23 protein-coding genes and 1 riboswitch are annotated in these 23253 nt (G+C 75.0%); of the genes, 11 read left to right on the top strand and 12 right to left on the bottom strand.

What is annotated here, in order from left to right; genetic code table 11:
• Positions 1–3 precede the first annotated feature (3 nt).
• Positions 4–2688, bottom strand: a complete 2685-nt coding sequence (pcrA, locus tag PO879_RS03910) for a DNA helicase PcrA (protein ID WP_278236618.1) — start codon at positions 2686–2688, stop codon at positions 4–6.
• A gap of 74 nt (positions 2689–2762) precedes the next feature.
• Between pcrA and PO879_RS03905 the strand changes: the two genes are divergently transcribed.
• A complete protein-coding gene (locus PO879_RS03905) occupies positions 2763–4442 on the top strand; it encodes a DUF389 domain-containing protein (protein ID WP_278236617.1) in 1680 nt (559 codons plus the stop codon).
• Positions 4443–4580: 138 nt separating this feature from the next.
• A complete protein-coding gene (locus PO879_RS03900; RefSeq protein WP_278236616.1) occupies positions 4581–4928 on the top strand; it encodes a VOC family protein in 348 nt (115 codons plus the stop codon).
• On the opposite strand, the gene PO879_RS03895 is transcribed toward PO879_RS03900, so the two are convergent.
• Genes PO879_RS03895 through PO879_RS03885 form a run of 3 tightly spaced genes read right to left on the bottom strand, consistent with a single transcriptional unit; the run spans position 4909 to position 6300 of the window.
• The gene (locus PO879_RS03895) at positions 4909–5370 is read right to left on the bottom strand and encodes a GNAT family N-acetyltransferase (RefSeq protein ID WP_278236615.1); all 462 of its coding nucleotides are present in this window, start codon (positions 5368–5370) and stop codon (positions 4909–4911) included. The genes PO879_RS03900 and PO879_RS03895 overlap by 20 nt on opposite strands.
• A gap of 29 nt (positions 5371–5399) precedes the next feature.
• On the bottom strand, positions 5400–5882 hold the full coding sequence (locus PO879_RS03890) for a DUF456 domain-containing protein (RefSeq protein ID WP_278236614.1): 483 nt from the start codon (positions 5880–5882) through the stop codon (positions 5400–5402).
• 46 nt (positions 5883–5928) lie between these two features.
• Entirely contained in the window at positions 5929–6300 is a 372-nt protein-coding gene (locus PO879_RS03885) for a hypothetical protein (protein WP_278236613.1), read from the bottom strand.
• Between the two features lie 365 nt (positions 6301–6665).
• On the opposite strand from PO879_RS03885, the gene PO879_RS03880 reads away from it, so the two are divergent.
• From PO879_RS03880 to PO879_RS03865, 4 genes are read left to right on the top strand one after another with little or no spacing between them, the layout of a single operon-like run.
• Positions 6666–8393 carry a nitrite/sulfite reductase gene (locus PO879_RS03880; protein ID WP_278236612.1) on the top strand — a complete coding sequence of 576 codons (1728 nt, stop codon included), beginning with the start codon at positions 6666–6668 and terminating at the stop codon, positions 8391–8393.
• Positions 8390–9280: a phosphoadenylyl-sulfate reductase gene (locus PO879_RS03875; RefSeq protein ID WP_278236611.1), complete on the top strand. Its 891-nt coding sequence runs from the start codon at positions 8390–8392 to the stop codon at positions 9278–9280. Before PO879_RS03880 ends, PO879_RS03875 begins: the two co-directional genes overlap by 4 nt.
• A gap of 24 nt (positions 9281–9304) precedes the next feature.
• Positions 9305–10552 carry a uroporphyrinogen-III C-methyltransferase gene (gene cobA / locus PO879_RS03870; protein ID WP_278236610.1) on the top strand — a complete coding sequence of 416 codons (1248 nt, stop codon included), beginning with the start codon at positions 9305–9307 and terminating at the stop codon, positions 10550–10552.
• 56 nt (positions 10553–10608) lie between these two features.
• A complete protein-coding gene (locus PO879_RS03865; RefSeq protein WP_278236609.1) occupies positions 10609–11316 on the top strand; it encodes a CbiX/SirB N-terminal domain-containing protein in 708 nt (235 codons plus the stop codon).
• Positions 11317–11346: 30 nt separating this feature from the next.
• Here the strand turns inward: PO879_RS03865 and PO879_RS03860 are convergent, their stop codons facing one another.
• Complete coding sequence (locus PO879_RS03860) at positions 11347–12018, bottom strand: response regulator transcription factor (RefSeq protein ID WP_278236608.1); 672 nt, start codon at positions 12016–12018, stop codon at positions 11347–11349.
• Positions 12015–13313, bottom strand: a complete 1299-nt coding sequence (locus tag PO879_RS03855; protein WP_278236607.1) for an ATP-binding protein — start codon at positions 13311–13313, stop codon at positions 12015–12017. Before PO879_RS03855 ends, PO879_RS03860 begins: the two co-directional genes overlap by 4 nt.
• A 124-nt stretch (positions 13314–13437) precedes the next feature.
• On the opposite strand from PO879_RS03855, the gene PO879_RS03850 reads away from it, so the two are divergent.
• Both PO879_RS03850 and PO879_RS03845 read left to right on the top strand, forming a co-directional pair.
• Positions 13438–14934 (top strand): PspC domain-containing protein, encoded by a 1497-nt coding sequence (locus PO879_RS03850; protein WP_278236606.1) that lies wholly within the window; start codon positions 13438–13440, stop codon positions 14932–14934.
• Positions 14931–15368 carry a hypothetical protein gene (locus tag PO879_RS03845; protein WP_278236605.1) on the top strand — a complete coding sequence of 146 codons (438 nt, stop codon included), beginning with the start codon at positions 14931–14933 and terminating at the stop codon, positions 15366–15368. Before PO879_RS03850 ends, PO879_RS03845 begins: the two co-directional genes overlap by 4 nt.
• Positions 15369–15444: 76 nt before the next feature.
• On the opposite strand, the gene PO879_RS03840 is transcribed toward PO879_RS03845, so the two are convergent.
• From PO879_RS03840 to thiE, 4 genes are all read right to left on the bottom strand, one after another.
• On the bottom strand, positions 15445–15933 hold the full coding sequence (locus PO879_RS03840) for an aromatic ring-opening dioxygenase LigA (protein WP_278236604.1): 489 nt from the start codon (positions 15931–15933) through the stop codon (positions 15445–15447).
• 113 nt (positions 15934–16046) lie between these two features.
• A complete protein-coding gene (locus PO879_RS03835; protein ID WP_278236603.1) occupies positions 16047–16736 on the bottom strand; it encodes a trimeric intracellular cation channel family protein in 690 nt (229 codons plus the stop codon).
• Entirely contained in the window at positions 16733–18352 is a 1620-nt protein-coding gene (gene guaA, locus PO879_RS03830) for a glutamine-hydrolyzing GMP synthase (protein WP_278236602.1), read from the bottom strand. Before guaA ends, PO879_RS03835 begins: the two co-directional genes overlap by 4 nt.
• A gap of 46 nt (positions 18353–18398) precedes the next feature.
• The gene (thiE, locus tag PO879_RS03825) at positions 18399–19046 is read right to left on the bottom strand and encodes a thiamine phosphate synthase (RefSeq protein ID WP_278236601.1); all 648 of its coding nucleotides are present in this window, start codon (positions 19044–19046) and stop codon (positions 18399–18401) included.
• Positions 19047–19084: 38 nt separating this feature from the next.
• Positions 19085–19186: riboswitch (TPP riboswitch) on the top strand.
• On the opposite strand from thiE, the gene thiO reads away from it, so the two are divergent.
• The 3 genes from thiO (at position 19175) to PO879_RS03810 (ending at position 21558) form a co-directional block, all read left to right on the top strand.
• Positions 19175–20431 carry a glycine oxidase ThiO gene (gene thiO / locus PO879_RS03820; RefSeq protein ID WP_278236600.1) on the top strand — a complete coding sequence of 419 codons (1257 nt, stop codon included), beginning with the start codon at positions 19175–19177 and terminating at the stop codon, positions 20429–20431. It overlaps the preceding riboswitch by 12 nt.
• Positions 20428–20718 (top strand): sulfur carrier protein ThiS, encoded by a 291-nt coding sequence (gene thiS, locus PO879_RS03815; protein WP_278236599.1) that lies wholly within the window; start codon positions 20428–20430, stop codon positions 20716–20718. Before thiO ends, thiS begins: the two co-directional genes overlap by 4 nt.
• Before the next feature lie 9 nt (positions 20719–20727).
• Positions 20728–21558, top strand: a complete 831-nt coding sequence (locus tag PO879_RS03810) for a thiazole synthase (RefSeq protein ID WP_278236598.1) — start codon at positions 20728–20730, stop codon at positions 21556–21558.
• Between the two features lie 7 nt (positions 21559–21565).
• On the opposite strand, the gene PO879_RS03805 is transcribed toward PO879_RS03810, so the two are convergent.
• Together PO879_RS03805 and PO879_RS03800 are read right to left on the bottom strand one after the other, a co-directional pair.
• The gene (locus tag PO879_RS03805) at positions 21566–22825 is read right to left on the bottom strand and encodes a ThiF family adenylyltransferase (RefSeq protein WP_278236597.1); all 1260 of its coding nucleotides are present in this window, start codon (positions 22823–22825) and stop codon (positions 21566–21568) included.
• On the bottom strand, positions 22822–23217 hold the full coding sequence (locus PO879_RS03800) for a DUF3817 domain-containing protein (RefSeq protein ID WP_278236596.1): 396 nt from the start codon (positions 23215–23217) through the stop codon (positions 22822–22824). Before PO879_RS03800 ends, PO879_RS03805 begins: the two co-directional genes overlap by 4 nt.
• Positions 23218–23253 lie beyond the last annotated feature (36 nt).

The raw sequence follows: 23253 nt of genomic DNA, 5'->3' as shown, positions 1-23253 counted from the left end.
GGCTCAGAGCTTGGTGACCGGGCTGAACCGCAGCAGCAGCCGCTTCGTGCCGTCCGCGCCGAAGTCGATCTTCGCCACCGCGTTCTGGCCCGCACCCTCCAGACCCACGACGGTGCCGACCCCGTAGGCGTCGTGGGAGACCTTGTCGCCCACCGACAGCGACGGGATGTCGGCGTCCTGGCGGGGCGTCGCCGACCCGAACCGGGGACCGGATCCCGTGCCCGTCCGGCCGATCGGCCCGGAGGCGCCGCCGGTGGTCGGACGCGACGCGCCCTCCCGACGTCCGACGCCGGACCCGGCGCGGGGCGCGCGGCCGGCACCGTAGGCACCGCCGCCCCAGCTCGACCCACCGCGCCGCAGCGTCTGGGTCGCGGACTCCGCGCGGCGCCAGTCGACCAGCTCGGTCGGGATCTCGTCGAGGAAGCGGCTCGGGGGGAACTCGTTGGCCATGCCGAACGCCGACCGGGTCCCGGCCCGCGACAGGTAGAGCCGCTCCCGGGCCCGGGTGATGCCCACGTAGGCCAGGCGGCGCTCCTCGGCGAGCTCGGCGTCGTCGTGCAGCGACCGCATGTGCGGGAAGGTGCCGTCCTCCATGCCGGTGAGGAACACCACCGGGAACTCCAGGCCCTTGGCGGTGTGCAGCGTCATCAGCGTCACGACGCCCGGGTCCTCGGCGGGCTCGTCGTCGTGGGTGTGCTCCGCCCCGCCGTCGGCGACGTCCTCGTCCGGGATCTGGTCGGCGTCGGCCACCAGCGACACCCGCTCCAGGAAGTCCGCCAGGTCGCCCTCGGGGTCCATCTCCGTGAACTCGGCGGCCACGGCGTGCAGCTCGGCGAGGTTCTCCACCCGCGTGGCGTCCTGCGGGTCGTCGCTGGCGCGCAGCTCGGCGAGGTACCCGGTGCGGTCGAGGACCGCGCCCAGGATCTCCGCCGGGGTCGAGCCGTCGTCGACCATCGCCTGCAGCTCGGCCATCATCGCCGCGAAGGTCCGCAACGGCTTGAGCGTGCGCGTGGTCATCGCGGGGATCTCGTCGACGCGCTGCAGGGCGGCGCCGAACGAGATCCGCTCGGCGGCGGCGAAGCCGGCCACCAGGGACTCGGCCTTGTCGCCGAGACCGCGCTTGGGCACGTTGAGGACCCGGCGCAGCGAGACGTCGTCGTCCGGGTTGGCCAGCGACCGCAGGTAGGCGACGGCGTCCTTGACCTCGCGGCGCTCGTAGAACCGCGTCCCGCCGACCACCTTGTACGGCAGGCCGACGCGGATCAGGACCTCCTCCAGCGCCCGCGACTGGGCGTTGGTGCGGTAGAAGATCGCCACGTCCCCCGGACGCACCCCGGTGCTGTCCCCGAGCCGGTCGATCTCCTCGGCGACGAACCGCGCCTCGTGGTGCTCGTCGTCGCCGACGTAGCCGACGATCTTCGCCCCGTCGCCGGCGTCGGTCCACAGGCGCTTCGGGCGCCGGCCGGTGTTGCGGGCGATGACCGCGTTCGCGGCCGACAGGATGCTCTGGGTCGAGCGGTAGTTCTGCTCCAGCAGGATCGTGGTCGCGTCCGGGTAGTCCTGCTCGAACTCGACGATGTTGCGGATCGTGGCGCCCCGGAAGGCGTAGATCGACTGGTCGGCGTCGCCCACGACGGTCAGCTCGGCCGGGTCCAGGCCCTGCTCCGCCCCGTCCGGACCGCCGGATCCTTCGGGCGCCCCGCCTGCGGGGCTCGCAAGCTCACTCCTCGCCGGGACGCCGACGAGCTCGCGGACCAGGACGTACTGCGCGTGGTTGGTGTCCTGGTACTCGTCGACCAGGACGTGCCGGAAGCGGCGTCGGTAGTGCTCGGCCACGTTCGGGAACGCCTGCAGCAGGTTGACGGTCGTCATGATGATGTCGTCGAAGTCCAGGGCGTTGGCCTGGGCCAGGCGCGCCTGGTAGCGGCGGTAGACGTCGGCGAGCACGGTGTCGAACGCCGGGACCGAGGAGTCGGCGATGCCGCCGCCGGCCAGCGCCCGCTCGCGCCATCCCTCCTCCGTCGCGTCGGCACCGGCCTGCTGGGCGTAGGCGTCCGGGTCGATGAGCTCGTTCTTCAGGTCGCTGATCTTGCGGGCCAGGGAGCGCGGCGGGTACTTCTTGACGTCCAGGTCGAGCTCGCGGCACACCAGGGTGATGAGCCGCTGGGAGTCGGCCGCGTCGTAGATCGAGAAGCTCGAGCGCAGGCCGAGCGTCGCGGCCTCGCGGCGCAGGATGCGCACGCAGGCCGAGTGGAAGGTGGACACCCACATCCGCCGGGCCGCCGGACCGACGAGCTGCTCGACGCGTTCGCGCATCTCGGCGGCTGCCTTGTTGGTGAAGGTGATCGCCAGGATCTGCCCCGGCCAGGCCCGCCGGGTCGCCAGCAGGTGGGCGATGCGATGGGTCAGCACCCGCGTCTTGCCCGACCCGGCACCGGCCACGATGAGCAGGGGCGACCCCGCGTGCACGACGGCGTCCCGCTGCGGCTCGTTGAGGCCCTGCAGCAGCTCCTCGCCCGCCTCGCCGCCGGCCCCCTCGGGCGCGTGGGGCTCCGTCGTCGGCGCGGTGACCCGGTCCGGCGCCCCGTCGTCGTCCCAGCGCGGGGCGGTCGTGGGCAGGCGCGCGGTGTCGCCGGCGGGTGCCGGATCCAGTCCGGGGAGCGAGAGGCTGTCGAAGAGCGAAGTCATGGCGGCACAAGCCTAGGCCGTCCGACCGACACCGACGGCGAGCCAGCGCGGCGCACCGTCGCTAGGGTCTGCCCATGGACAGTCCCGTGACCAGCGGCACCGACCACGCCGCGGCGCAGACGAGCCTGCAGGACCTGCTGGCCCACCCCCGTCGGCTGGTGAACCCCTCCACCGTGGGCGGGGCGGTGGCCCTCGCCGTCGGCCTCGTCCTCGTGCTGGTCCCGGCCCTGTCCCACGGCCTGACCGAGACCGTCGTCGGGATCGGGCTGCTGACCTCCGGTCTCAACGACCTGTGGACCACGATCCGGCGCGGCCACGTCAGCGCCGCCGGACGGGTGACCGCGGCCGTGCGGGGCCTCGCCTCGCTCCTGCTCGCGCTGGTGTTCCTGTTCTCGGCGACGGCCGCCCTGGCCTTCACGATCCTGCTCGGCGCGCTGTACCTGCTCTTCCGCAGCCTGCTCAACCTGCTCCTCGCGGCGTTCAGCCGGACGAAGCAGAAGCGCGCACCGCGGCTCGCCAGCGGCGGTGTCGGCCTCGCCTTCTCGGTCCTGATCCTGGCCGTCCCCGGTGCCTACATCGACTGGATCGCCGCGGCCGTCGGTCTCGTCGCGGTCTTCGGCGGCACGATCACGCTCGCCTACGGCTACCGCGTCGCCGCCGGCCGCCTCCCCGCGCCCGAGGGGCTCTACCCCTCCTTCACCGAGATCCTCTGGACGTGGGTCGAGCACGTGGACGTGGGTGCCGCGGGGCGGACGAAGCTCGCCGACCAGCTCTACCTCGAGCGCCCCGAGATGACCGCCAAGCAGATCGCCTGGTGGACGATGCTCGTCCTCAGCGTCTGCATCGCCACGCTGGCGGTGCTGCAGGACTCCACCGCCGTCGTCATCGGCGCCATGCTCGTGGCCCCGCTGATGACCCCGATCCTCGGGCTCGCGGCGGCACTGGTCAGCGGCTGGGCCTTCCGCGCCGTTCGTTCCTTCGCACTGATCCTGGCCGGGACCGCGGTCGCGATCCTCATCGCGTTCGTCATCGCGTCCTGGGTGCCGATCGTCGTGCCCTTCGACAGCAACAGCCAGATCACCTCGCGCGTGGACCCGACGCTGCTGGACATGCTGGTCGCGCTCGCGGCCGGTGCCGCCGGGGCGTTCGCCACCGTGGACCGCCGGGTCGCGGCGTCCCTGGGAGGCGTGGCGATCGCGGTCGCGCTGGTCCCGCCGCTGTCGGTGGTCGGCGTGGCGCTGTCCGACGGGCGCCTGCGCGACGCGCTGGGCGCCCTGCTGCTGTTCTCGACGAACTTCGTCTCCATCGTCCTCGCGGCCGCCGTCGTCTTCGTGCTCACCGGGGTCGCCGACCCGCGCCGGCTACGCCGCGGCGGCCGCAAGATCCTGCTGACCATGGCGCCGTTCGTCACCGCGGCGCTGGTGATCCTGCTGCCGCTGCTGCTGACCACCGACGGCCTGCTCAGCACGTCGGCCGACCAGCGCGCCGCCCAGTCCGCGGTCGACGAGTGGCTGCCCGACGACTCCCGGCTCACGCTGACGTCGGTCGCGATCACCGACGGCACCGCGACGGTGCAGCTGTCGGGCTCGCCGGACGACCTGCCGGACCTCACCGACCTGCAGACGTCCCTCGACGACGCGCTCGACGGCAGCTACGCCGTCGAGGTGGCCGTGACGCCGGTCGACGTCCAGCGGGTCCCCGCGGTCTCGCCGGACCCGTCACCGTCGGGGCGGCTCGACCTCGACCTGCCCTGAGGACCACCGGGCACGGGGTCTCGGGCCCCGGCACCGATGAGTCCGGCGGGTCCCCGTCGTCCACCCCTCGACGTCGCGCACAGGGCGCGGGGAGACGGAGGCGGAGACACGACGACACACCTGACCGGGGTCCACACCGTGGCCGTCCCGGTGGCCGATCACGACCGGGCGCTGGACTTCTACGCCGGCACGCTCGACTGCGAGGTGCTCTTCGACGAGGAGCTCCGCCCGGGGACGCGCTGGACCGAGGTGGCCCCGCCGGGCGCGACGACCTCGATCGCGCTGGTCGGCCCGCAGGGCGGCCGGCGGCCCGGGACCGACACCGGCATCCGGCTCGTCAGCACGGACGCCGTCGCCGACCACGCGACGCTCACCGCGGCAGGTGCCGACGTCGGCGAGCTGCTGCGCTGGGACGGGGTGCCACCGATGTTCGTCCTGCGCGACGTCGACGGCAACACCCTCGACGTCATGGAGCTGCCGGGCTGAGCACGCCCGGACGGCGCATCGGGGTGTGCGGGATGCCGTCCTCGAGGTACTCCGGCCCGTCCGGCGCGAACCCGAAGGTCGCGTACCAGCCGACCAGCGGCGACTGGGCCCCCAGCACCACGTCCTGGCCGGGCGCGGCCTGCGTGGCCGCCTCCACCGCCGCGCGCATGAGGACGCCGGACGCCCCGGTCCCCCGCACGTCCGGGTGGCACACGACCCGCCCGACGCGCTGCTCGGTGGTGTCGTCGAGCACGCGCGCCGTGCCCACCACACGCCCCGCGTCGAGCAGCACCACGTGCCGGGTGGCCGGTTCGAGGTCGCGCTCGTCGAGGTCCGGGTACGCGCAGTCCTGCTCGACGACGAACACGTCCAGGCGCAGCCGGCACAGCTCGAAGACGGTGCGCGGCTCGAGGTCGTCGAGGTGACGGGTGAGGATCTCCACGCCGCCATCGTCACACGGCCGGGTCGGCGTCAGGTCAGCACGAGCCCGACGACCCACACCACCGTCGCCAGCAGCCCGCCCACGAGCTGGATGCCGATGGTGATCGCGGTGGCCTGGAGGGCGGCCACGGTGGCCCGCCACGCCGCGGCCCGGTCCCGGCGCCGGAGGTACTCCACGAGCAGCACGGCGAGCGTGAAGAACAGGAACAGTCCGACCACGGGCACGACGAAGAACCCGACGATCCCGGCGACGCCGCCGACGGCGAGGGTCGACCAGGGCACGTCGGCGCGGCGCATGTGGCGGCCCGCCACGAGCCAGTTGCCCGTCTCGGCGGCGACGATCAGCAGCGCGGCGACGGCGAAGCAGGTCCACGCCGTCGGGCCGCCGGTCGCCCAGGCCCACACGAGCAGAGCACTCGCCACCAGGGCGTTGCCCGGCAGCACCTGGACGACGATCCCGACGAGCCCGACGGCGATCGCGAGGCCGACGAGGACCTCGCCCAGGACGCTCACGCGCGCCCCGGGCGCCGGTGCGACGGACCGGCCGGTCGGCGGCAGGTCACCAGAAGACGGCGACGACGATGTTGACGAGCACGAGCGCGCCGATCGAGTGCTTCAGCGCCGGGGCGACGGCTCCGGTGCCGTTGTCGCCCTTGCGACCCTGGCGCTTGGCGACGAAGGCCAGGATCGTGATGACCAGGGCGATCGTCAGCTTGACGCCGATCTTCGCCATCGACGGCCCGAAGTCTTCCCACAGGCCGCCCATCTCCGCGACGCCGACCATCAGGATGCCTGCGACGAGCGCGGTCGCCGCCCCGTGGAAAACGCCGCGGTACAGGCCCGGGCTGCGCAGCGAGGCGAGGTAGCCGCCGAGGACGATGGCCCAGCCGACGAAGTGCAGCACCGTGAAGATGTTGTAGAGGAACTCCATGGCAGGCAGCCTATCGAGGCGCGCGCTCCCGCAAGACCATCCTGACCGTGCGTCGTCTCACGCAGCGTCACCCGGATCCCACGATGCGGACCGGGGGTTTCGCGAGATGGTCACCGCGGGTTAGATTCGTCGCCATGACCACGGCCGCGCCCCTCCGCAGCACGACGACCCGTCGTGCCATGCCGGCGTGCCCGATGCACATGTGCATGTGCAGCTGTCAGTGCTGCTGTCGCTGATCGCGCCCCCTCTCAGCCCCCTCCGCACCTGCGGACCTGAGCACCGGCGCGCGCCGTCGGTCTCGGCCCACCCCCGCTGAGCCCCGTCGTCGCGCGTCCCGCCCCGAGGACCCGAGGAACTCCCCCCAGATGACGACGCAGACCAACCCTCCCGCGCCGCCGAACGCTGCCGGTCGCCCGGCGCGGCCCGCCCGCGCCCCGAAGCCGAACGGCCAGTGGAAGATCGACGGCACCACCCCGCTGAACCACAACGAGGAGTTCAAGCAGGCCGGCCCGCCGCTCGAGGTGCGCGAGCGCATCGAGTCGACCTACGCGCGCGACGGCTTCGACTCCATCGCCGACGACGACCTGCACGGCCGTTTCCGCTGGTGGGGCCTGTACACCCAGCGCAAGCCCGGCATCGACGGCGGCCGCACCGCCACCCTCGAGCCGCACGAGCTCGAGGACCGCTACTTCATGCTGCGCGTGCGCACCGACGGCGCCGAGCTGACGCCGGCCGCCCTGCGCGTCCTCGGCGAGATCTCGGACGAGTTCGGCCGCGGCACCGCGGACATCACCGACCGGCAGAACATCCAGTACCACTGGATCGAGATCGAGAGCATGCCGGAGATCTGGCGCCGCCTCGACACGGTCGGCCTGGAGACGACGACGGCGTGCGGCGACTCCCCGCGCGCCTTCCTCGGCAGCCCCGTCGCCGGGATCGCCACCGACGAGATCATCGACGCCACGCCCGTCATCGACGAGATCAAGCGGCGGCACATCGGCGACCCGGAGCTCGCGAACCTGCCGCGCAAGTTCAAGACGGCCATCTCCGGCCACCCGAGCCTCGACGTCGTGCACGAGATCAACGACATCTCCCTGGTGGGCGTGGAGCACCCCGAGCTCGGCGCCGGCTTCGACCTGTGGGTCGGCGGCGGGCTGTCCACCGCCCCGCGCCTCGGCGAGCGCCTCGGCGTCTTCGTCACCGCCGAGCAGGCACCCGACGTCTGGTACGGCGTCATCCGCATCTTCCGCGACTACGGGTACCGCCGGCTGCGGAACAAGGCTCGCCTGAAGTTCCTGCTCAAGGACTGGGGCGCCGAGCGGTTCAGGGGAGTTCTCGAGACCGAGTACCTCGGGTACGCGCTGCCCGACGGCCCGCCCCCGGCCCCGGCGACCCGCCCGGGCGACCACGTCGGCGTCCACGAGCAGAAGGACGGCGACTACTACGTGGGCGCCGCCCCCGTCGTCGGCCGTGTCGGCGGCGGCACGCTGACCGGCCTGGCCGACCTCGTCGAGTCCGTCGGCGCCCGGTCGGCCCGGCTGACCGCCCACCAGAAGGTCGTGGTCCTCGGCGTGCCCGCCGACCGGGTCGACGAGCTGGTCGACGGCCTCGAGCCGCTGGGCCTGACGGCGCGGCCCTCGTTGTTCCGCCGCAACACCATCGCGTGCACGGGCATCGAGTTCTGCAAGCTCGCCATCGTCGACACCAAGGACACCGCCGCCGGCGTCATCGCCGAGCTGGAGCAGCGCCTGGACGAGCACGCCGAGCAGCTCGACCGGCCGATCTCGCTCAACGTCAACGGCTGCCCCAACTCCTGCGCCCGCATCCAGACCGCCGACATCGGCCTCAAGGGCCAGATCATCACCGTCGACGGCGAGCAGATGGCGGGCTTCCAGGTGCACCTGGGCGGCAGCCTCGCGGGGCAGGGTCACGACGCCGGCGGTCTCGGCCGCACGGTGCGCGGCCTGAAGGTCCCGGCCACCGAGGTCGCCGACTACGTCGAGCGCGTGGTGCGCCGCTACGCGGCGGACCGCAGCGACGGCGAGTCGTTCGCCGAGTGGGCCCACCGGGCGGACGAGGAGGTGCTGCAGTGACGGCCGTACCGGTCTCCCTCGGGGTCGGCCCCACCTCGGCGGCCACCTCCACGGCTCCCGCCGGGGCCTCGTCCCTCGCCGACGCCGCCGCGGAAGCACGCCGCCGCGCCGCCGAGCGGGAGAAGTCCCGGGCCCGCCGCAACGCCCGCGTCGACGGTCGGGAGCGTCGCCGGCGCTCGGACGTCGAGCTGTCGCAGATCGCCGAGCGTGGTCGCCGCGAGCTCGGCGGGTCCGGACCGGGCTCCGCGGACGAGGCGACCGCCGAGGAGGTCATCGCCTGGGCGGTGGCCGAGTTCGGCGACTCCCTCGCGGTGGCGTCCTCGATGACGGACTCCGTGCTGGCCGCGCTGGTCAGCGCCCAGCTCCCCTGGGTGGACGTGCTGTTCGGCGAGACCGGCTACCACTTCGCGGAGACGATCGGGACGCGCGACGCCGTCGCGCACTCCCTCGACGTCACCGTGGTGGACGTGCGGCCGCTGCTCAGCGTCGCCGAGCAGGACGACGCCTACGGCCCGGACCTGTTCGCCCGCGACCCCGAGGCCTGCTGCCGCATGCGCAAGGTGGAGCCGATGCGCCGGGTGCTGTCCGGGTACGAGGCGTGGGCCACGGGCGTCCGGCGGGCGGACTCCGCCTCGCGCGCCACCGCCGAGCTCGTCTCGTGGGACGCGTCGAACAACCTGGTCAAGATCAACCCGATCGCCGGCTGGAGCGACGACCAGCTGGTCGGCTACGCGCTGCGCCACGGGCTGACCGTCAACCCGCTGCTCAACGACGGCTACCCGTCGATCGGCTGCGAGCCGTGCACCCGTCGCGTCGGTCCCGGCGAGGACGCCCGTGCCGGACGCTGGGCCGGGGCGGACAAGTCCGAGTGCGGTCTGCACATCTGAGCCGGCCTGCGCGAGGATCCGACCATGAGTGACCTGTACCCGCTGGGGCTGCGCGTGCGCGACCGGCTCGTCGTCGTCGTCGGCGGCGGGCCGGTCGCGGCCCGCCGCGTCCGCGGCCTGCTCGAGGCCGGGGCGCGCGTCCGGGTGGTGGCCCCCGTCCTCGACGACGAGCTGGCCGCCGCGGCCGCCGCCGGGACGGTGGAGCACGCGGCCCGCGCCTACCGGTCCGGCGACCTGGACGGCGCGTGGGTCGTGCACACCGCCACCGGCGTCGGGGACGTCGACCGGGCCGTGGCGGCCGACGCCGAGGCACAGCAGACCTTCTGCGTCGTCGCCGCCGACGCCGCGGCCGCCACGGCCTGGGTCCCCGCCTCGGCCGGGCTGCCCGGGCCCGAGGGCGACGTCGTCGTCTCCGTGCACGCCGGTCGTGACCCGCGCCGTGCCGCCCGGCTGCGCGACGGCGTCGCGGCGGCCCTGGACGCCGGGGAGCTGCCGCTGCGCCGCGTCCGGCCGACGGACGCACCGGGCCCCGGCCGGGTGGCCCTGGTCGGCGGCGGCCCCGGGGACCCCGGGCTGCTCACCGGACGCGGCCGACGCCTCCTGGCGAGCGCCGACGTCGTCGTCGTCGACCGGCTCGCCCCGCGCAGCGTCCTGACCACGCTCGCCGACGACGTCGAGGTGATCGACGTGGGCAAGACCGCCGGGAACCACCCGGTGCCGCAGGAGCGCATCAACGAGCTGCTCGTCGAGCACGCCCTCGCCGGCCGGCAGGTCGTCCGCCTCAAGGGCGGCGACCCGTACGTGCTGGGGCGCGGCGGCGAGGAGCTCGCCGCCTGCCGCGCGGCCGGGCTCGACGTCGAGGTGGTGCCGGGCGTGACCTCGGCCGTCTCCGTCCCCGCCGCGGCCGGGATCCCGGTGACGCACCGCGGGGTGGCGGCCGGGTTCAGCGTGCTGACCGCGCACGAGGCCGTCGCCTCCGTGCCCGGCGGTCCGGAGCACACCCTGGTGCTGCTCATGGGCGTCACCCGGCTCGCCACGACCACCCGGGCGCTGGTCGAGGCCGGCCGCCCGGCCGACACCCCCGTCGCGGTGGTCGAGGACGGCTTCGGACCGCGCCAGCGGACCACCGTCGGCACGCTGGCCGACATCGCCGAGCGGGCCGCCGCGGCCGAGGTCCGCCCGCCCGCCGTGACCGTCGTCGGCGACGTCGTCCGGCTGTCGCCGGCCTGGGCGGCTCACGTCACGGCCGCGGAGGGTGTGAGCGAGTCGTGACACGCGGTGACACGGTCGACACCGGGACGAACGATCCGACGCGTAGCGTGCCCACCATGGCAGCCCCGACGCTTCTCGCGATCTCCCACGGCACGTCCTCGGACGTCGGCGCGTCCGCCGTCGCCGGACTCGTCGACGCCGTGGCCGACCGGCTGGACGGCGAGGCCCCGGTCCGGGCCGGTTTCGTGGACGTCCAGCAGCCCGACGTCCCGACGTGCCTGGCCGACCTGCGCGAGACCTCCACGGTGCTCGTGCCGCTGCTGCTCTCGGCCGGCTTCCACGTGCACGTCGACCTGCGCGAGGACGTCGACGCAGCCCTCGCGGACGGTCAGCACGTCACGCTCGCCGGGGCGCTGGGCCCCGACACCCGGCTGGTGGACCTGCTCGAGCGCCGGCTCGCCGAGGCGGGGCTGACCGAGGGCGACGTCGTCGTCCTCGCCGCGGCCGGCTCGTCCGACGCCCGGGCGGTCGCCGACTGCGAGCGCACCGGGATCCTGCTCGCCGAGCGCACCGGGCACCCGGTCCGCGTCGGCTACCTCGCCAACGCCACCCCGCAGCTCGCCGACGTCGTCGGGTCCGTCCGCCTCGAGCACCCGGACGCCCGGATCGTCACCGCGAGCTACCTCATCGCGCCGGGCTACTTCCAGACGCTGGCCGAGCGCGCCGGTGGCGACCTCACGACGCCGCCGCTGCTGCCGGCCGACGCCCCGGCGCCCCCCGAGCTGGTCGAGATCGTGGTCGACCGGTACCGCGCCGCACGCTGAGGAGCCGCCGTCCCCGCCGCACCCCGGTGCTCAGAGCAGCCGCCGCGCCGCCGCCCACCGGGTGAGCTCGTTGCGGTTCGACAGCTGCAGCTTGCGCAGCACGGCCGAGACGTGGGTCTCCACGGTCTTGACGGAGATGAACAGGTCGCTCGCGACCTCGCGATAGGTGTAGCCGCGGGCGATGAGCCGCATGACCTGCTGCTCGCGCTTCGAGAGCCGGTCGAGCTCGTCGTCGGCCACCGCGACGTCGCCCGCCGCCGTGCCGAACGCGTCGAGCACGAACCCGGCCAGCCGTGGGGAGAACACGGCGTCCCCGCCGGCCACCCGCACCACGGCGGCCGACAGGTCGGACGCCGAGATGTTCTTGGTGACGTAGCCCCGCGCCCCCGAGCGGATCACCGCCACGACGTCCTCGGCGGCGTCGGACACCGACAGCGCGAGGAACCTCGTCCCGGCGAGCAGGTCGGCGCAGCGGCGCACCACCTCGGCACCGCCGCCGCCGTCGCCGCCGGGCAGATGGACGTCGAGCAGCACCACCGGGGGCCGGTGCTCGTGCACGACGGCGACCGCCTCGTCGACGTCCGCCGCCTCACCGACCACGCGCACCCGCCCGTCGAGGCTCGCGCGCACGCCGGTGCGGAACATGTGGTGGTCGTCGACGAGGACCACCGGAACCGGCGTCTCCGTGGCAGGGCTGGTCATGACCGGGCTCCTTCGGTCTCGGGGGCGGACGACGCCGAGTCGGGCGACGGGGTGGCGCGCGCGTCGGCCGTGCGCGGCACGAGCAGGTGCACCTCGGTGCCCCAGCCGGGCCGGCTGGTCACCTCGGCTGTCCCGCCGCGGCGCCGGACCCGGCCGAGGATCGACTCGCGCACGCCGAACCGGTCGGGCGCGACGTCGTCCACGTCGAACCCGTCGCCCCGGTCCCGCACGAACACCTCGACCGCGGCGTCGGTCACCTCCAGGTAGACGGTGACGGGCGCGGCACCGTGCACGACGGCGTTGACCAGGGCCTCGCGGGTGGCCTGCAGCAGCGCGGTCGTGGTCTCGGTCGGCGGGCAGTCGCCGACGGCGACGGTCTCGACCTCGGCGGCGCGGCCGTCCTCGACCTCCCCCACCAGGGAGCGCAGCTCGGCGGCCAGCGACGTGCCCTCGGCGGGCCGGTCGTCGTACAGCCACTCGCGCAGCTCGCGCTCCTGGGCCCGCGCCATCCGGGCCACCTCCTCGGGGTCTCGGGCCCGGGCGCGGATGAGGGACAGCGTCTGCAGCACCGAGTCGTGCAGGTGGGCGGCGATGTCCGCCCGTTCGGCCTCCCGCGCACGCGCGGCCCGCTCGTCCCCGAGCTCCCGGACCAGGCGCAGCCACCACGGGGCCAGCACCAGGGCCACGCCCACGAGCACGGCCAGCGAGGCCAGCGTGACGGTGAGCAGCTCACCGGGCGGAGTGCCCTGGACGAACAGCAGCAGCACGCCCGCGGTGACCAGCACGAGGCCGCCGGCCAGTCGCAGCAGCATCCCGGACCGCGACGTCGGCACGTCGCCCGCGCGGGCCCGCTGGACGGCGTCGAGCTGGCTCCAGGCCAGGACCGCACCGCCGCCCACGATGAGCAGGGGGAGCCAGGTCGAGGGCAGGTCCCAGCCGGCACGCACGGCGACCAGGACCAGCGCGCCGCCGAGCAGCAGGACGCCCACCAGCACGTCGCGGCGCGACAGCGCCTGGACGGTGCCCGTGCGCCGCAGCCGGGGCGCCAGCCGCGCGACGGCGGCGGGCCGGGCCGCCGCCGCGGCGTCGTGCGGGTCGCCCGCCGGCACCGTGACCCACCAGAAGCCGTACAGCACCAGACCCGTGCCGCCGGACAGGGCCAGCAGGACCATCACGAGCCGGACCACCCAGACGGGCGCTCCGAGGTGCGCGGCGACCCCGGCGCACACGCCGCCGACCCACCGTCCCTGGCGGGGGCGGCGCAGCGGCAGGCGGTCGGGGCCGGGGGACGTCACTCCCTGATCGTGGCACGTCAGGGTGCCGTCCCGCGCCGGATCCGGGGTCGCGGCAGGCCGAATCAGGGTTGGTTCAGGGGCACCCCCGATGCCCGGACGCACCGCGCGGGAGCAGCATGGAGACATGACCACGAACGAGACCCCACCACCCCCGGACGGCGGCACCGGCCCCGCCGGCGACCCCGGTCCGGGAGCCGCTCCCCCGCCGCCGCGCCCCGCCGGCGACGGCTTCTTCGACTCGTTGCGCCGGATGGGCGTGAGCCGGTCCGAGGACCGCTGGGTCGGCGGCGTCGCCGCCGGCGTGGCCGACCGGTTCGGCCTCGACCCGCTGTTGGTGCGCGGACTCCTCGTCCTCAGCTTCTTCGTCACCGGGGCCGGGCTCGTGCTCTACGGCGTCGCCTGGCTGCTGCTGCCCGAGCGCTCCGACGGGCGGATCCACCTGCAGGAGGCGATCCGCGGCACGTTCGACGTGGCCGTCCTGGGCGGCGCGCTGGCGGTCGTGCTGGGCATCGGCTGGGGCGGCGGGATCTGGCCCTGGTGGGGCGGGTTCCCCGAGTGGATCGCCGCGCTGTTCTGGATCGCCTTCTGGGTGGCCGTCGTCTGGCTGGTCGTCCGGCTGGTCCGGTCCCGGCAGCGGGAGCGCGCCGAGACCGTGGCACCGCCCGGGCCCTCGGCGGCCCCGGGGGCGCCCGGAGCGCCCGGAGCGCCGACCGCCGCGTCCGCGCCGACGGCCTCCGAGTCCACCGGGTTCGAGCCCGCGCCCCGGGTCCACTACGCGCCGGCGCCGCCGGCGGGACCGACCAGCCCGGCGCCGGCGGTCCCCACCGCCGGAGCCCCGTCGGGCCCGACGGGTCCGACGGGTCCGGCCGGGCCGACCGGTCCCGCGTGGTCCGGGCCGCCTCCCGCTCCGCGGCCTGTGGTCCGTCCGGCCGGCGCCGGGACCGTGGGGGTCGTGGTCGGGCTGTCCCTGCTGGTGGGTGCCGCCCTGCTCGCGGCCGACGTCGTCGCCGGGCTGACGGTCCCCGTGTGGGGGCTGTGGCTGGGGATCACCGTCGGCATCGTGGGAGCGGCCCTGGTCGTCACGGGCCTGCGCGGACGGCGCGGCGGCTGGCTGACCGCCTTCGCGGTCCTCGGCATCGTCGCGACCGCGCTGACGTGGCCCTTCGCCGACCGCAGCGCGTGGTGGGGCGAGTGGCCGTGGGACGACGGGGCGCAGGTCACGACCTCGTCCGGCACCGCCCTGAGCTCCGGGGTGGTCACGCCCCGGTCCGTGGCCGCGGCCGAGGACGGGATCCGCGTGCAGTTCGGCGAGGCCCGGGTGGACCTCACCGAGCTCGACCTCACCGACGTCGTGCCCGGGTCCCCCGTCGAGGTACCCATCGAGATGACCGCCGGACGCACGGTCGTCGAGATCCCGGCCGACACGGCCGTGACGGCGTCGGTCGACGTCAGCGCCGGCCGGTTCGTCTGGGACGTCGAGGGCGACTACCGCACCGTCGACGGCTTCAGCGGCGGGCCCGCCACCTACACGACCGACGAGGTGGACACCGCGGGCGGCGCCGTGCTGCTGCTCGACGTCGACGCCCGTGCCGGAGAGATCGTCATCGAGGAGGACCGATGAGCACCGAGCCGTACCGCACGCCGGGCGACGAGCCCGACACCACGCGGCAGGACCACCCGACCGTCGAGATCCCGCAGGACGTCGCAGCGACGGCCGCCGACGGCCCGCCGCACGCGGGGTCGCCCGCCACGGCGGACTCGGCCCCTCCGGCTGCCGGCGCCTCGACCGGCACGTCGACCGGCACGTCGACCGGCACGTCGACCGGCACGGCCCCGGTCCCCGGCGCGCCGACGGTGCGCACGGGGCCGCGCGGCAGCACCGTCGTGTGGGGCGTCGTCGTGATCGCCGTCGCCGTCGGGCTGCTCGCCCGGACGGCAGGGGCGAGCGTCGACGCCCAGCTGGCCGCGATCCTCCTGCTCGGCGCCGCCGGACTCGTGCTCGTGGTCGGCTCGGTCGTCGGCGCCGCACGACGGCGTCGCCGCACCCCGTCCTGACTCCGGACGCACGACGGGCCGGCACACCGCGCGGTGTGCCGGCCCGTCGTCGCTCAGCGGGTCCGGGACCCGGGGCTCAGGCGGTCGAGGTCGACGTGGGACCACCCGTGGGGGTGGAGACGACCGCCGCCGAGGAGCTGCCTCCCAGGCGACTGAACGCGTAGCCGACGAGGATGAACATCACGCCCAGGCCGATCACCAGGGCGCAGACGCCGAAGGCGACGACCGACGTGAACAGCGAGGCCCGCAGGAACGACGCGTTCATGACGGTGTCACGCGTCGGGTCCTCCCGGTCGAGCTGGGCGTAGGTCATCCCGCCCGAGGCCTCCATCGCGTGCTGGTTGATGATGTCGGCCTGGGCGTACGCGGTGAACGGTCCGGCGACCTCCTGGCCGGCCGCCATGCTGGCGTCCTCCGAGACGGTGATCTGCTCGTCGGACAGGGTCGACGAGACGATGAACCAGACGACGACGCCGGCGATGATCATGACGATGCCGGCGACGATGGACACGATCCCGATGCCGCGGACACCCTTGGCGGGTCGGACGGTGACAGAGCTGGACATGAGACTGCCTCTCGTAGCACTCGTGCGATGGTTGATGCCCCTGCTCGTCAACGTACCGCGACCGACCCGCGCGCGTCGCGGCGAAACCCTAGGTCACACGGCTGATCGGCCGGTCATTCACCCGCGATGGTGAACGTGGGCATGCCCCAGCCGAGACGGACCGCCAGCAGCCGCACGGTCAGGATCACCGCGATCGGCACCCAGAACACGACCGCCGGGTCGACGTCGAGCTCCAGCAGACCCAGGTGCACCGCCGCGCCGAGCAGCGCCGCGGTGGCGTAGAACTGGGCGTTGCTCAGCACCTCGGGCAGCTCGTTGGCCAGCACGTCGCGGAACACGCCACCGCCGACGCCGGCCACCACGCCGACGACCGCCGCCGAGACCGCGCTCGCCCCGGCGGACAGCGCCACGTTCGTGCCGATGACGACGAACAGGGCCATGCCGGCGGCGTCGGAGACCTCGATGACCTGCAGCCGTCGCAGCACGTCGAGCGTCCGGGTGCGCGCCAGCGGCACCACCAGCAGGGCCGTCGCGGCGCCGACGAGCAGGAACGTCGGCTCGGTGACCCAGAAGACGGGCGTCTCGCCGAGCAGGAGGTCCCGCAGGGTGCCGCCACCCACCGCCACGGTCGCGCCGAGCGCGACGACGCCGACGAGGTCCATCTGCTTGCGGCCGGCGGCGAAGGCACCGGAGATCGCGAAGGCGACGGTGCCGAGGTACTCCAGCACCCGCTGCACGACGCCCAGCGTCGCGGCGACCGTGTCGGACTCGGTCAGGACGGCCGTCGCGAGCTGCTCGGTCACTCCCACTCGATGGTGCCCGGGGGCTTGCTCGTCACGTCGAGGACCACCCGGTTCACCTCGCTGACCTCGTTGGTGATGCGCGTGGAGATGGTCGACAGCACGTCGTACGGCATGCGCGTCCAGTCGGCCGTCATGGCGTCCTCGCTGGAGACGGGACGCAGCACGACCGGGTGCCCGTAGGTCCGGCCGTCGCCCTGGACGCCCACCGAGCGCACGTCGGCCAGCAGCACCACCGGGCACTGCCAGATCTCGCCGTCGAGCCCGGCCTTCGTCAGCTCCTCGCGGGCGACGGCGTCGGCCCGGCGCAGGATCTCGAGCCGCTCGGCCGTCACCTCGCCGATGATGCGGATGCCCAGGCCCGGCCCCGGGAAGGGCTGCCGGGCGACGATCGGCTCCGGGACGCCGAGCTCGCGGCCGACGGCCCGCACCTCGTCCTTGAACAGGGTGCGCAGCGGCTCGACCAGGTCGAACTGCAGGTCGTCGGGCAGGCCGCCCACGTTGTGGTGGCTCTTGATGTTGGCCGCGCCCTCACCGCCGCCCGACTCGACCACGTCGGGGTAGAGGGTGCCCTGCACGAGGAACCGCACCTCGGAACCCTCGCCGTGCACGGCGTGCTCGTGCCCCTCGGCGACGATGTCGCGGGCGGCGTCCTCGAAGACGCGGATGAACTCGCGGCCGATGATCTTGCGCTTCGTCTCCGGGTCGCTGTGACCCTCCAGGGCCTCCAGGAAGCGCTTGCGCTCGTCGCGCACCACCAGGTTGACGCCCGTCGCGGCCACGAAGTCGCGCTCGACCTGCTCCACCTCGCCCTCGCGCAGGAGGCCGTGGTCGACGAACACGCAGGTGAGCTGGTCCCCCACCGCGCGCTGCACCAGCGCCGCGGCGACCGAGGAGTCCACGCCGCCGGACAGACCGCAGACCACCCGGGCGTCGCCCACCTGCGCGCGGATCGCGGCCACCTGGTCGGCGATGACGTTGTCGGGCGTCCAGTCGGGCGCCAGGCCGGCGCCCTCGTAGAGGAAGTGCTCCAGCACCGTCTGCCCGTGGGCCGAGTGCTTGACCTCGGGGTGCCACTGCACGCCGTACAGGCGGCGCCGGCGGTCCTCGAAGGCGGCGACCGGCGACCCGGACGACGTCGCGAGCACCTCGAAGCCCTCGGGCGCCGCGTGCACGGAGTCGCCGTGGCTCATCCACGTGGTCTGGGTGACGGGGGTGTCGGCGAGCAGCATCCCGGCCTCGCACACCTCCACCTCGGTGCCGCCGTACTCGCGGGTACCGGTCTGGGCGACCGTGCCGCCGAGCGCCTGCGCCATGGCCTGGAAGCCGTAGCAGATGCCCAGCACGGGCACCCCGGCGTCGAACAGTTCGGCGTCGACGAACGGCGCCCCCGTGGCGTACACGGAGGACGGGCCGCCCGAGAGGATGATCGCGGCGGGGTCGCGGGCGAGCATCTGCTCCGGCGTCCACGTGTGCGGCACGATCTCGGAGTAGACGTTGGCCTCGCGCACGCGGCGCGCGATGAGCTGGGCGTACTGGGCGCCGAAGTCGACGACCAGGACCGGGCGGGGCGCGGCCTGGGCGGATGCGGTGGCGGGAGCGGTGGCGGGAGACGTCACCGCCTCATCCTATCCGCCGGCACGTGCCCGCTGCCGCCACGACCCGTCACGCCCCGAGCCGCTCGCGCAGCTCGCGCGCGGCCCGCTCGGGGTCGGGGGCAGCGGTGATCGCCCGCACGACCACGACCCGCCGCGCCCCGGCCTCGACGACGGCGTCGAGTCGGTCGGCGTCGATGCCCCCGATGGCGAACCACGGCGTGGTCGGCGCGGTGGCGGCCACCTCGCGCAGCAGGCCGAGCCCGACGGCGGCCCGACCGGGCTTGGTCGGGGTCGTCCACAGGGGTCCGACGCAGAAGTAGTCGACGTCGGGGTCGGCCTCCGCGGCGGCCGCCTGCGCCGCCGAGTGCGTGGACCGCCCCAGGACCGGCCCCGGACCGAGCAGGGAGCGCACGGCCGGCACCGGCAGGTCGCCCTGGCCCATGTGCACCGCGGGAGCGTCGGTGAGCCGGGCCACGTCGGCACGGTCGTTGACCGCCCGCAGCGCGCCGTGCTCGGCGGCGACCCGCGCCACCAGAGCCTGGAGCTCGAGCTCGCGGGCGACGTCGAGGGACTTGTCGCGCAGCTGGACCGCGTCGACGCCGCCGCTCAGCGCGGCGTGCAGGAAGTCCTCCAGGTCGCCGCGGTCCTCGCGGGCGTCGGTGCACAGGTAGAGGCGGGCGTCGGCGAGGCGGCTGCGAGGAGCGGGAGTCGTCATCGTGAGCGAGTCTAGGGACGGTCGACGGGCGAGTAGGGTGACCGGAGCACGGGAGCCCGCAGGGGCTGAGAGGGCGCACGGCGCCGACCGTCGAACCTGATCTGGATCATGCCAGCGAAGGGAGCACCGTGGACCGTCACTCGTCGGCGCCGCACGGCGTCCGCGACCTCGTCGTGGTCGGCGGCGGCATCATCGGCCTGGCCGTGGCCTGGCGGGCCCTCGAGGGCGGCCTGAGCGTCACCGTCCTGGACCCGGACCCCGGCGACGGGTCCACGCACGCCGCCGCGGGCATGCTCGCGCCGGCCACCGAGGCCGAGTTCACCGAGGACGCCGCGCTGCACCTGCACCTGGCCGGGGCCGCACGCTGGCTCCCGTTCGCCGCCGACCTGGAGGCCGCCGCCGGCCGCGGCGTGGGGCTGCGCGAGTCCGGGACGCTGACGCTCGGCTACGACGAGACCGACGTCGCCCTGCTGCGCCGGGTCCTGGCCCTGCACGGCCGGCACGGGGTGGACTCCGAGGAGCTGACGATCGCCGAGGCGCGCCGGCGCGAACCGCTGCTCGGCCAGCGCGTGCGCGGAGCCGCCTGGGTCCCCGGCGACCACGCCGTCGACCCCCGGGCCGTGCACGCCGCGCTCTGGCGCGTCGTGGCCGCCCACTCCCGCGGCGCCGTCGTGCCGCGTGCCGCGGTCCGGCTCGAGCAGCAGGACGGCCGGGTCGTCGGGGCCGTCGACGACACCGGCGACCGGCACCGCGCCGGCTCGACCGTCGTCGCCGCCGGGTGGGCGTCCGCCCCGCTGCTGGCGGAGGTGCCCGGCGTGGCGGTCCCCGTGCGTCCGGTCAAGGGCCTCACGCTGCGGCTGCAGGCGGACCCCGAGCTGGCACCGCGCCACGTCGTGCGCGGTCTGGTCCAGGGCCGGCCCGTGTACGTCGTCGGACGCGAGCCCGCGACCGAGGGGCCGTGGGCCGGGCACTGCGAGCTGGTGATCGGCGCGACCTCCGAGGAGAACCCCGACGACCGTCGCGCACCCGCCGGCGGCGTGTTCGCCCTCCTGCGCGACGCGCGCGCCCTGCTGCCCGCGATCGACGAGGCCGCACTGGTCGAGGCCACCCCGCGGGCCCGGCCGTCCACGCCGGACAACCTGCCCCTGGTGGGCGCGACGCACGTGCCCGGACTGCACCTGGCCACCGGCCACTACCGCAACGGCATCCTGCTCGCGCCGCTGACCGCGGAGGTCGTCGTGGCCGGGCTGACCCGCTCCTGGTTCGCCGTCGACGTCGCCACGACGGACCCACCGGCCGTGCTCGCCGCCCTGCGGGCGACGGACCCCCGCCGGTTCCCGCCCCGCGCACCCGACCCCCGCACCCCCGACGGAGCCCCCCGATGAACCCCGCCCACCAGCACGTCGACCCCGCCGCCCTTACCGCGCCGGGTCCCACCGCACCCGCGAGCACCGCCCGGGTGAACGGCGAACTGTACGACCTCGGCCCGACGGGCGAGCTGCCCGTCACCGAGCTGGTGACCCGCCTCGTGCCCGGGCACGTCGTCGACGGGGTGGCCCGCGGGGTCGCCGTCGCCGTCGACGACGTCGTCGTGCCGCACGGCACGTGGCGGACCGCCGTCGTCCGCGCCGGGGACCGCGTCGAGATCGTCACCGCCGTCCAGGGCGGCTGAGGAGGAGCCATGACCACGACCGGAACGACCGACCTGCGCACGGACTTCGGCGCCCCGCTCGTCGTCGCGGGGACCGAGATCGCGTCCCCGCTGGTGATGGGGACGGGCGGTGCCGCCAACCTGCTGACGCTGGAGGAGGCCCTGGTCGCCTCCGGCACCGCCCTGACGACGGTGGCCATGCGCCGCGTCGCGCCGCGCGCCGGCGGCGAGGCGGCCCGGGACGCCGGGATCTGGGGTCTGCTCGAGCGCCTCGGCATCCGCGCCCTGCCGAACACGGCCGGCTGCTTCTCGGTGCGCGAGGCGGTGCTCACCGCGCAGCTCGCCCGGGAGGCCTGCGGCACGAGCTGGGTCAAGCTCGAGGTGATCGCCGACGACGTCACGCTCCTCCCGGACCCGGTCGGGCTCGTCGAGGCCGCCGAGGAGCTCGTCCGCGACGGGTTCGTCGTCCTGCCCTACACGAACGACGACCCGATCCTGGCGCGTCGCCTGGAGGACGTCGGCTGCGCAGCCGTGATGCCTCTCGGCGCGCCGATCGGGTCCGGGTTGGGCATCCTCAACCCGCGCAACATCGAGGCGATCGCCGATGCCGCGCACGTACCGGTGATCCTCGACGCCGGCATCGGCACCGCCTCGGACGCCGCGCTGGCGATGGAGCTCGGCTGCGCCGGCGTGCTCCTCGCCACCGCCGTCACCCGGGCCGAGGACCCGGTGCGCATGGCCCGCGCGATGCGGCTCGCCACCGAGGCGGGCCGGCTCGCGGCGGGCGCCGGCCGCATCCCGCGGCGCGAGGGTGCGCTGGCCAGCTCACCGGCGGAGGGCCGGCTGGACCTGTCGCTGTAGCGGCGGCTCAGCCGAGCAGCGCCGGCACCCCGCCGACGACGGAGCGCGCGTCGACGCCCTCCGCCCGGGCCACCCGCGCGACCCGGGTCGACCGGGGGCCGGCCGCGCACACCAGCAGCACCGGCCGGTCGGTGGGCAGGGCGTCCAGGGCGCCGCGCGCGACGTCGTCGGGCCCGCCGGCGGCCGTGCCCAGGAACGTCCCGCTGGGCACGAGCCGGGCGCCGTCCACGGGGCGGACCCGCGCCTCCCACTCCTCGCGCACGTCCACCAGGACCGCGGGCCGGTCGGCCGCGAGCAGGGTGCGGGCGTCGGCGGCGCTGACCTCCAGGTCGCCCGGGACCGCCGTGCGGCCGGGTCCCGGGACGGCCGGGGCCAGTCCGCAGAACGCGGCGTAGGCGTCGTCGCCGGCCAGCAGCTCGGTGACCGGCTCCCGGCCGGGGTCCGGGCGGACGACGAGCTCGCGCCAGTCGGCGGCGAGCGCGTCGTGCACGGCCAGGCGGCCGTGCAGCGGCTCCCCGACGCCGGTGACCAGCTTGACGGTCTCCGTGGCCATCGCCGAGCCGACGGTGCCGCACATCGCACCGAGCACGCCGCCGGTGGCGCAGTCCGGCACGACGCCGGGCGGCGGCGGCACCGGGAAGACGTCCCGGTAGGTGACGCCCCGGCGCACGCTCCGGGCGCCGTCGGCCGTCACGTACCGCGGGGCGCCCCAGAAGACGCTGACCTGGCCGTCGAACCGGTCGATGGACCCCCACACCACCGGGACGCCGAGGATCTCGGCCGCGTCGGAGACCAGGTAGCGGGTCGGGAAGTTGTCGGCGCCGTCGAGCACGACGTCGTACCCCCGCAGCACGTCCAGGACGTTGTCCGGGGCGAGGCGCAGCACGTGCTCCACCACCTCGACGTGCGGGTTGACCTCCGCGACCGTCGCCCGTGCCGAGACGGTCTTGGACCGGCCCAGGTCGGACTGGCCGTGCAGGACCTGACGCTGCAGGTTGGTGACGTCCACGGCGTCGTCGTCGACGATCCCGATCGTGCCCACGCCCGCCGCGGCGAGATAGAGCAGCGCCGGGCTGCCGAGCCCGCCGGCGCCGACGACCAGCACGCGCGCGGCCGCGAGCCGCCGCTGGCCGTCCGGGCCGATGCCGGGCAGCGCCAGGTGCCGGGCGTACCGGTCCAGCTCGGCGCCGGTGAGCTCGCGGGTCGGCTCGACGAGCGGGGCGAGCCGCCCGGGGGTGCCCTCCGTGCCGCCGTCGTGCACCGTCACGCCCCGTACCGCTGCGCGAGCGCCGCGAGCTTGGCGTCGGCGTCGGCGTGCACCCGCTTCTCCAGGACGAACGACATCACCGGGACGACGCCCGCGAACACCATCGTGGTCAGCCGGCCGAAGCCCCAGCGCATCTTGGCCCACAGGTCGAGCACCGTGACCAGGTAGACGACGTAGATCCACCCGTGCGCGAACGGGACCCAGCCCATGTAGTCGATGACGGCCTGCACCGGCACGAGGTACTTGAAGACCATCTCGACGCAGAGCACGAGCAACATCACACCGGTGATGATCGCCAGCACCCGGTAGCGGGCCAGGGCGCCGCGCGCCTTGCGGATAGCGGTCGCGGCCTGCTCGGTCGTCGCGGTCGGGGCGTTCTGCTCGGTGCTCACGGCACCAGGATAGGCGCGGAAAAACCGGTGCCGGAC

It is taken from the genome of Isoptericola sp. AK164, assembly GCF_029643425.1.
GTDB classification, from domain to species: domain Bacteria; phylum Actinomycetota; class Actinomycetes; order Actinomycetales; family Cellulomonadaceae; genus Isoptericola; species Isoptericola haloaureus.
Note: the sequence above shows the minus strand (reverse complement) of the source record. Positions and strands in the feature narration are given on the sequence as shown.

Excerpts from the sequence above, each read along its gene's own strand:
- PO879_RS03840 (WP_278236604.1), bottom strand. The coding sequence starts at position 15,933 with ATGTCCAGCTCTGTCACCGTCCGACCCGCCAAGGGTGTCCGCGGCATC.
- PO879_RS03905 (WP_278236617.1), top strand. The coding sequence starts at position 2,763 with ATGGACAGTCCCGTGACCAGCGGCACCGACCACGCCGCGGCGCAGACG.
- PO879_RS03865 (WP_278236609.1), top strand. The coding sequence starts at position 10,609 with ATGGCAGCCCCGACGCTTCTCGCGATCTCCCACGGCACGTCCTCGGAC.
- PO879_RS03810 (WP_278236598.1), top strand. The coding sequence starts at position 20,728 with ATGACCACGACCGGAACGACCGACCTGCGCACGGACTTCGGCGCCCCG.
- PO879_RS03885 (WP_278236613.1), bottom strand. The coding sequence starts at position 6,300 with ATGGAGTTCCTCTACAACATCTTCACGGTGCTGCACTTCGTCGGCTGG.
- PO879_RS03845 (WP_278236605.1), top strand. The coding sequence starts at position 14,931 with ATGAGCACCGAGCCGTACCGCACGCCGGGCGACGAGCCCGACACCACG.
- PO879_RS03880 (WP_278236612.1), top strand. The coding sequence starts at position 6,666 with ATGACGACGCAGACCAACCCTCCCGCGCCGCCGAACGCTGCCGGTCGC.
- thiS (WP_278236599.1), top strand. The coding sequence starts at position 20,428 with ATGAACCCCGCCCACCAGCACGTCGACCCCGCCGCCCTTACCGCGCCG.
- pcrA (WP_278236618.1), bottom strand. The coding sequence starts at position 2,688 with ATGACTTCGCTCTTCGACAGCCTCTCGCTCCCCGGACTGGATCCGGCA.
- PO879_RS03850 (WP_278236606.1), top strand. The coding sequence starts at position 13,438 with ATGACCACGAACGAGACCCCACCACCCCCGGACGGCGGCACCGGCCCC.
- cobA (WP_278236610.1), top strand. The coding sequence starts at position 9,305 with ATGAGTGACCTGTACCCGCTGGGGCTGCGCGTGCGCGACCGGCTCGTC.
- PO879_RS03860 (WP_278236608.1), bottom strand. The coding sequence starts at position 12,018 with ATGACCAGCCCTGCCACGGAGACGCCGGTTCCGGTGGTCCTCGTCGAC.
- thiE (WP_278236601.1), bottom strand. The coding sequence starts at position 19,046 with ATGACGACTCCCGCTCCTCGCAGCCGCCTCGCCGACGCCCGCCTCTAC.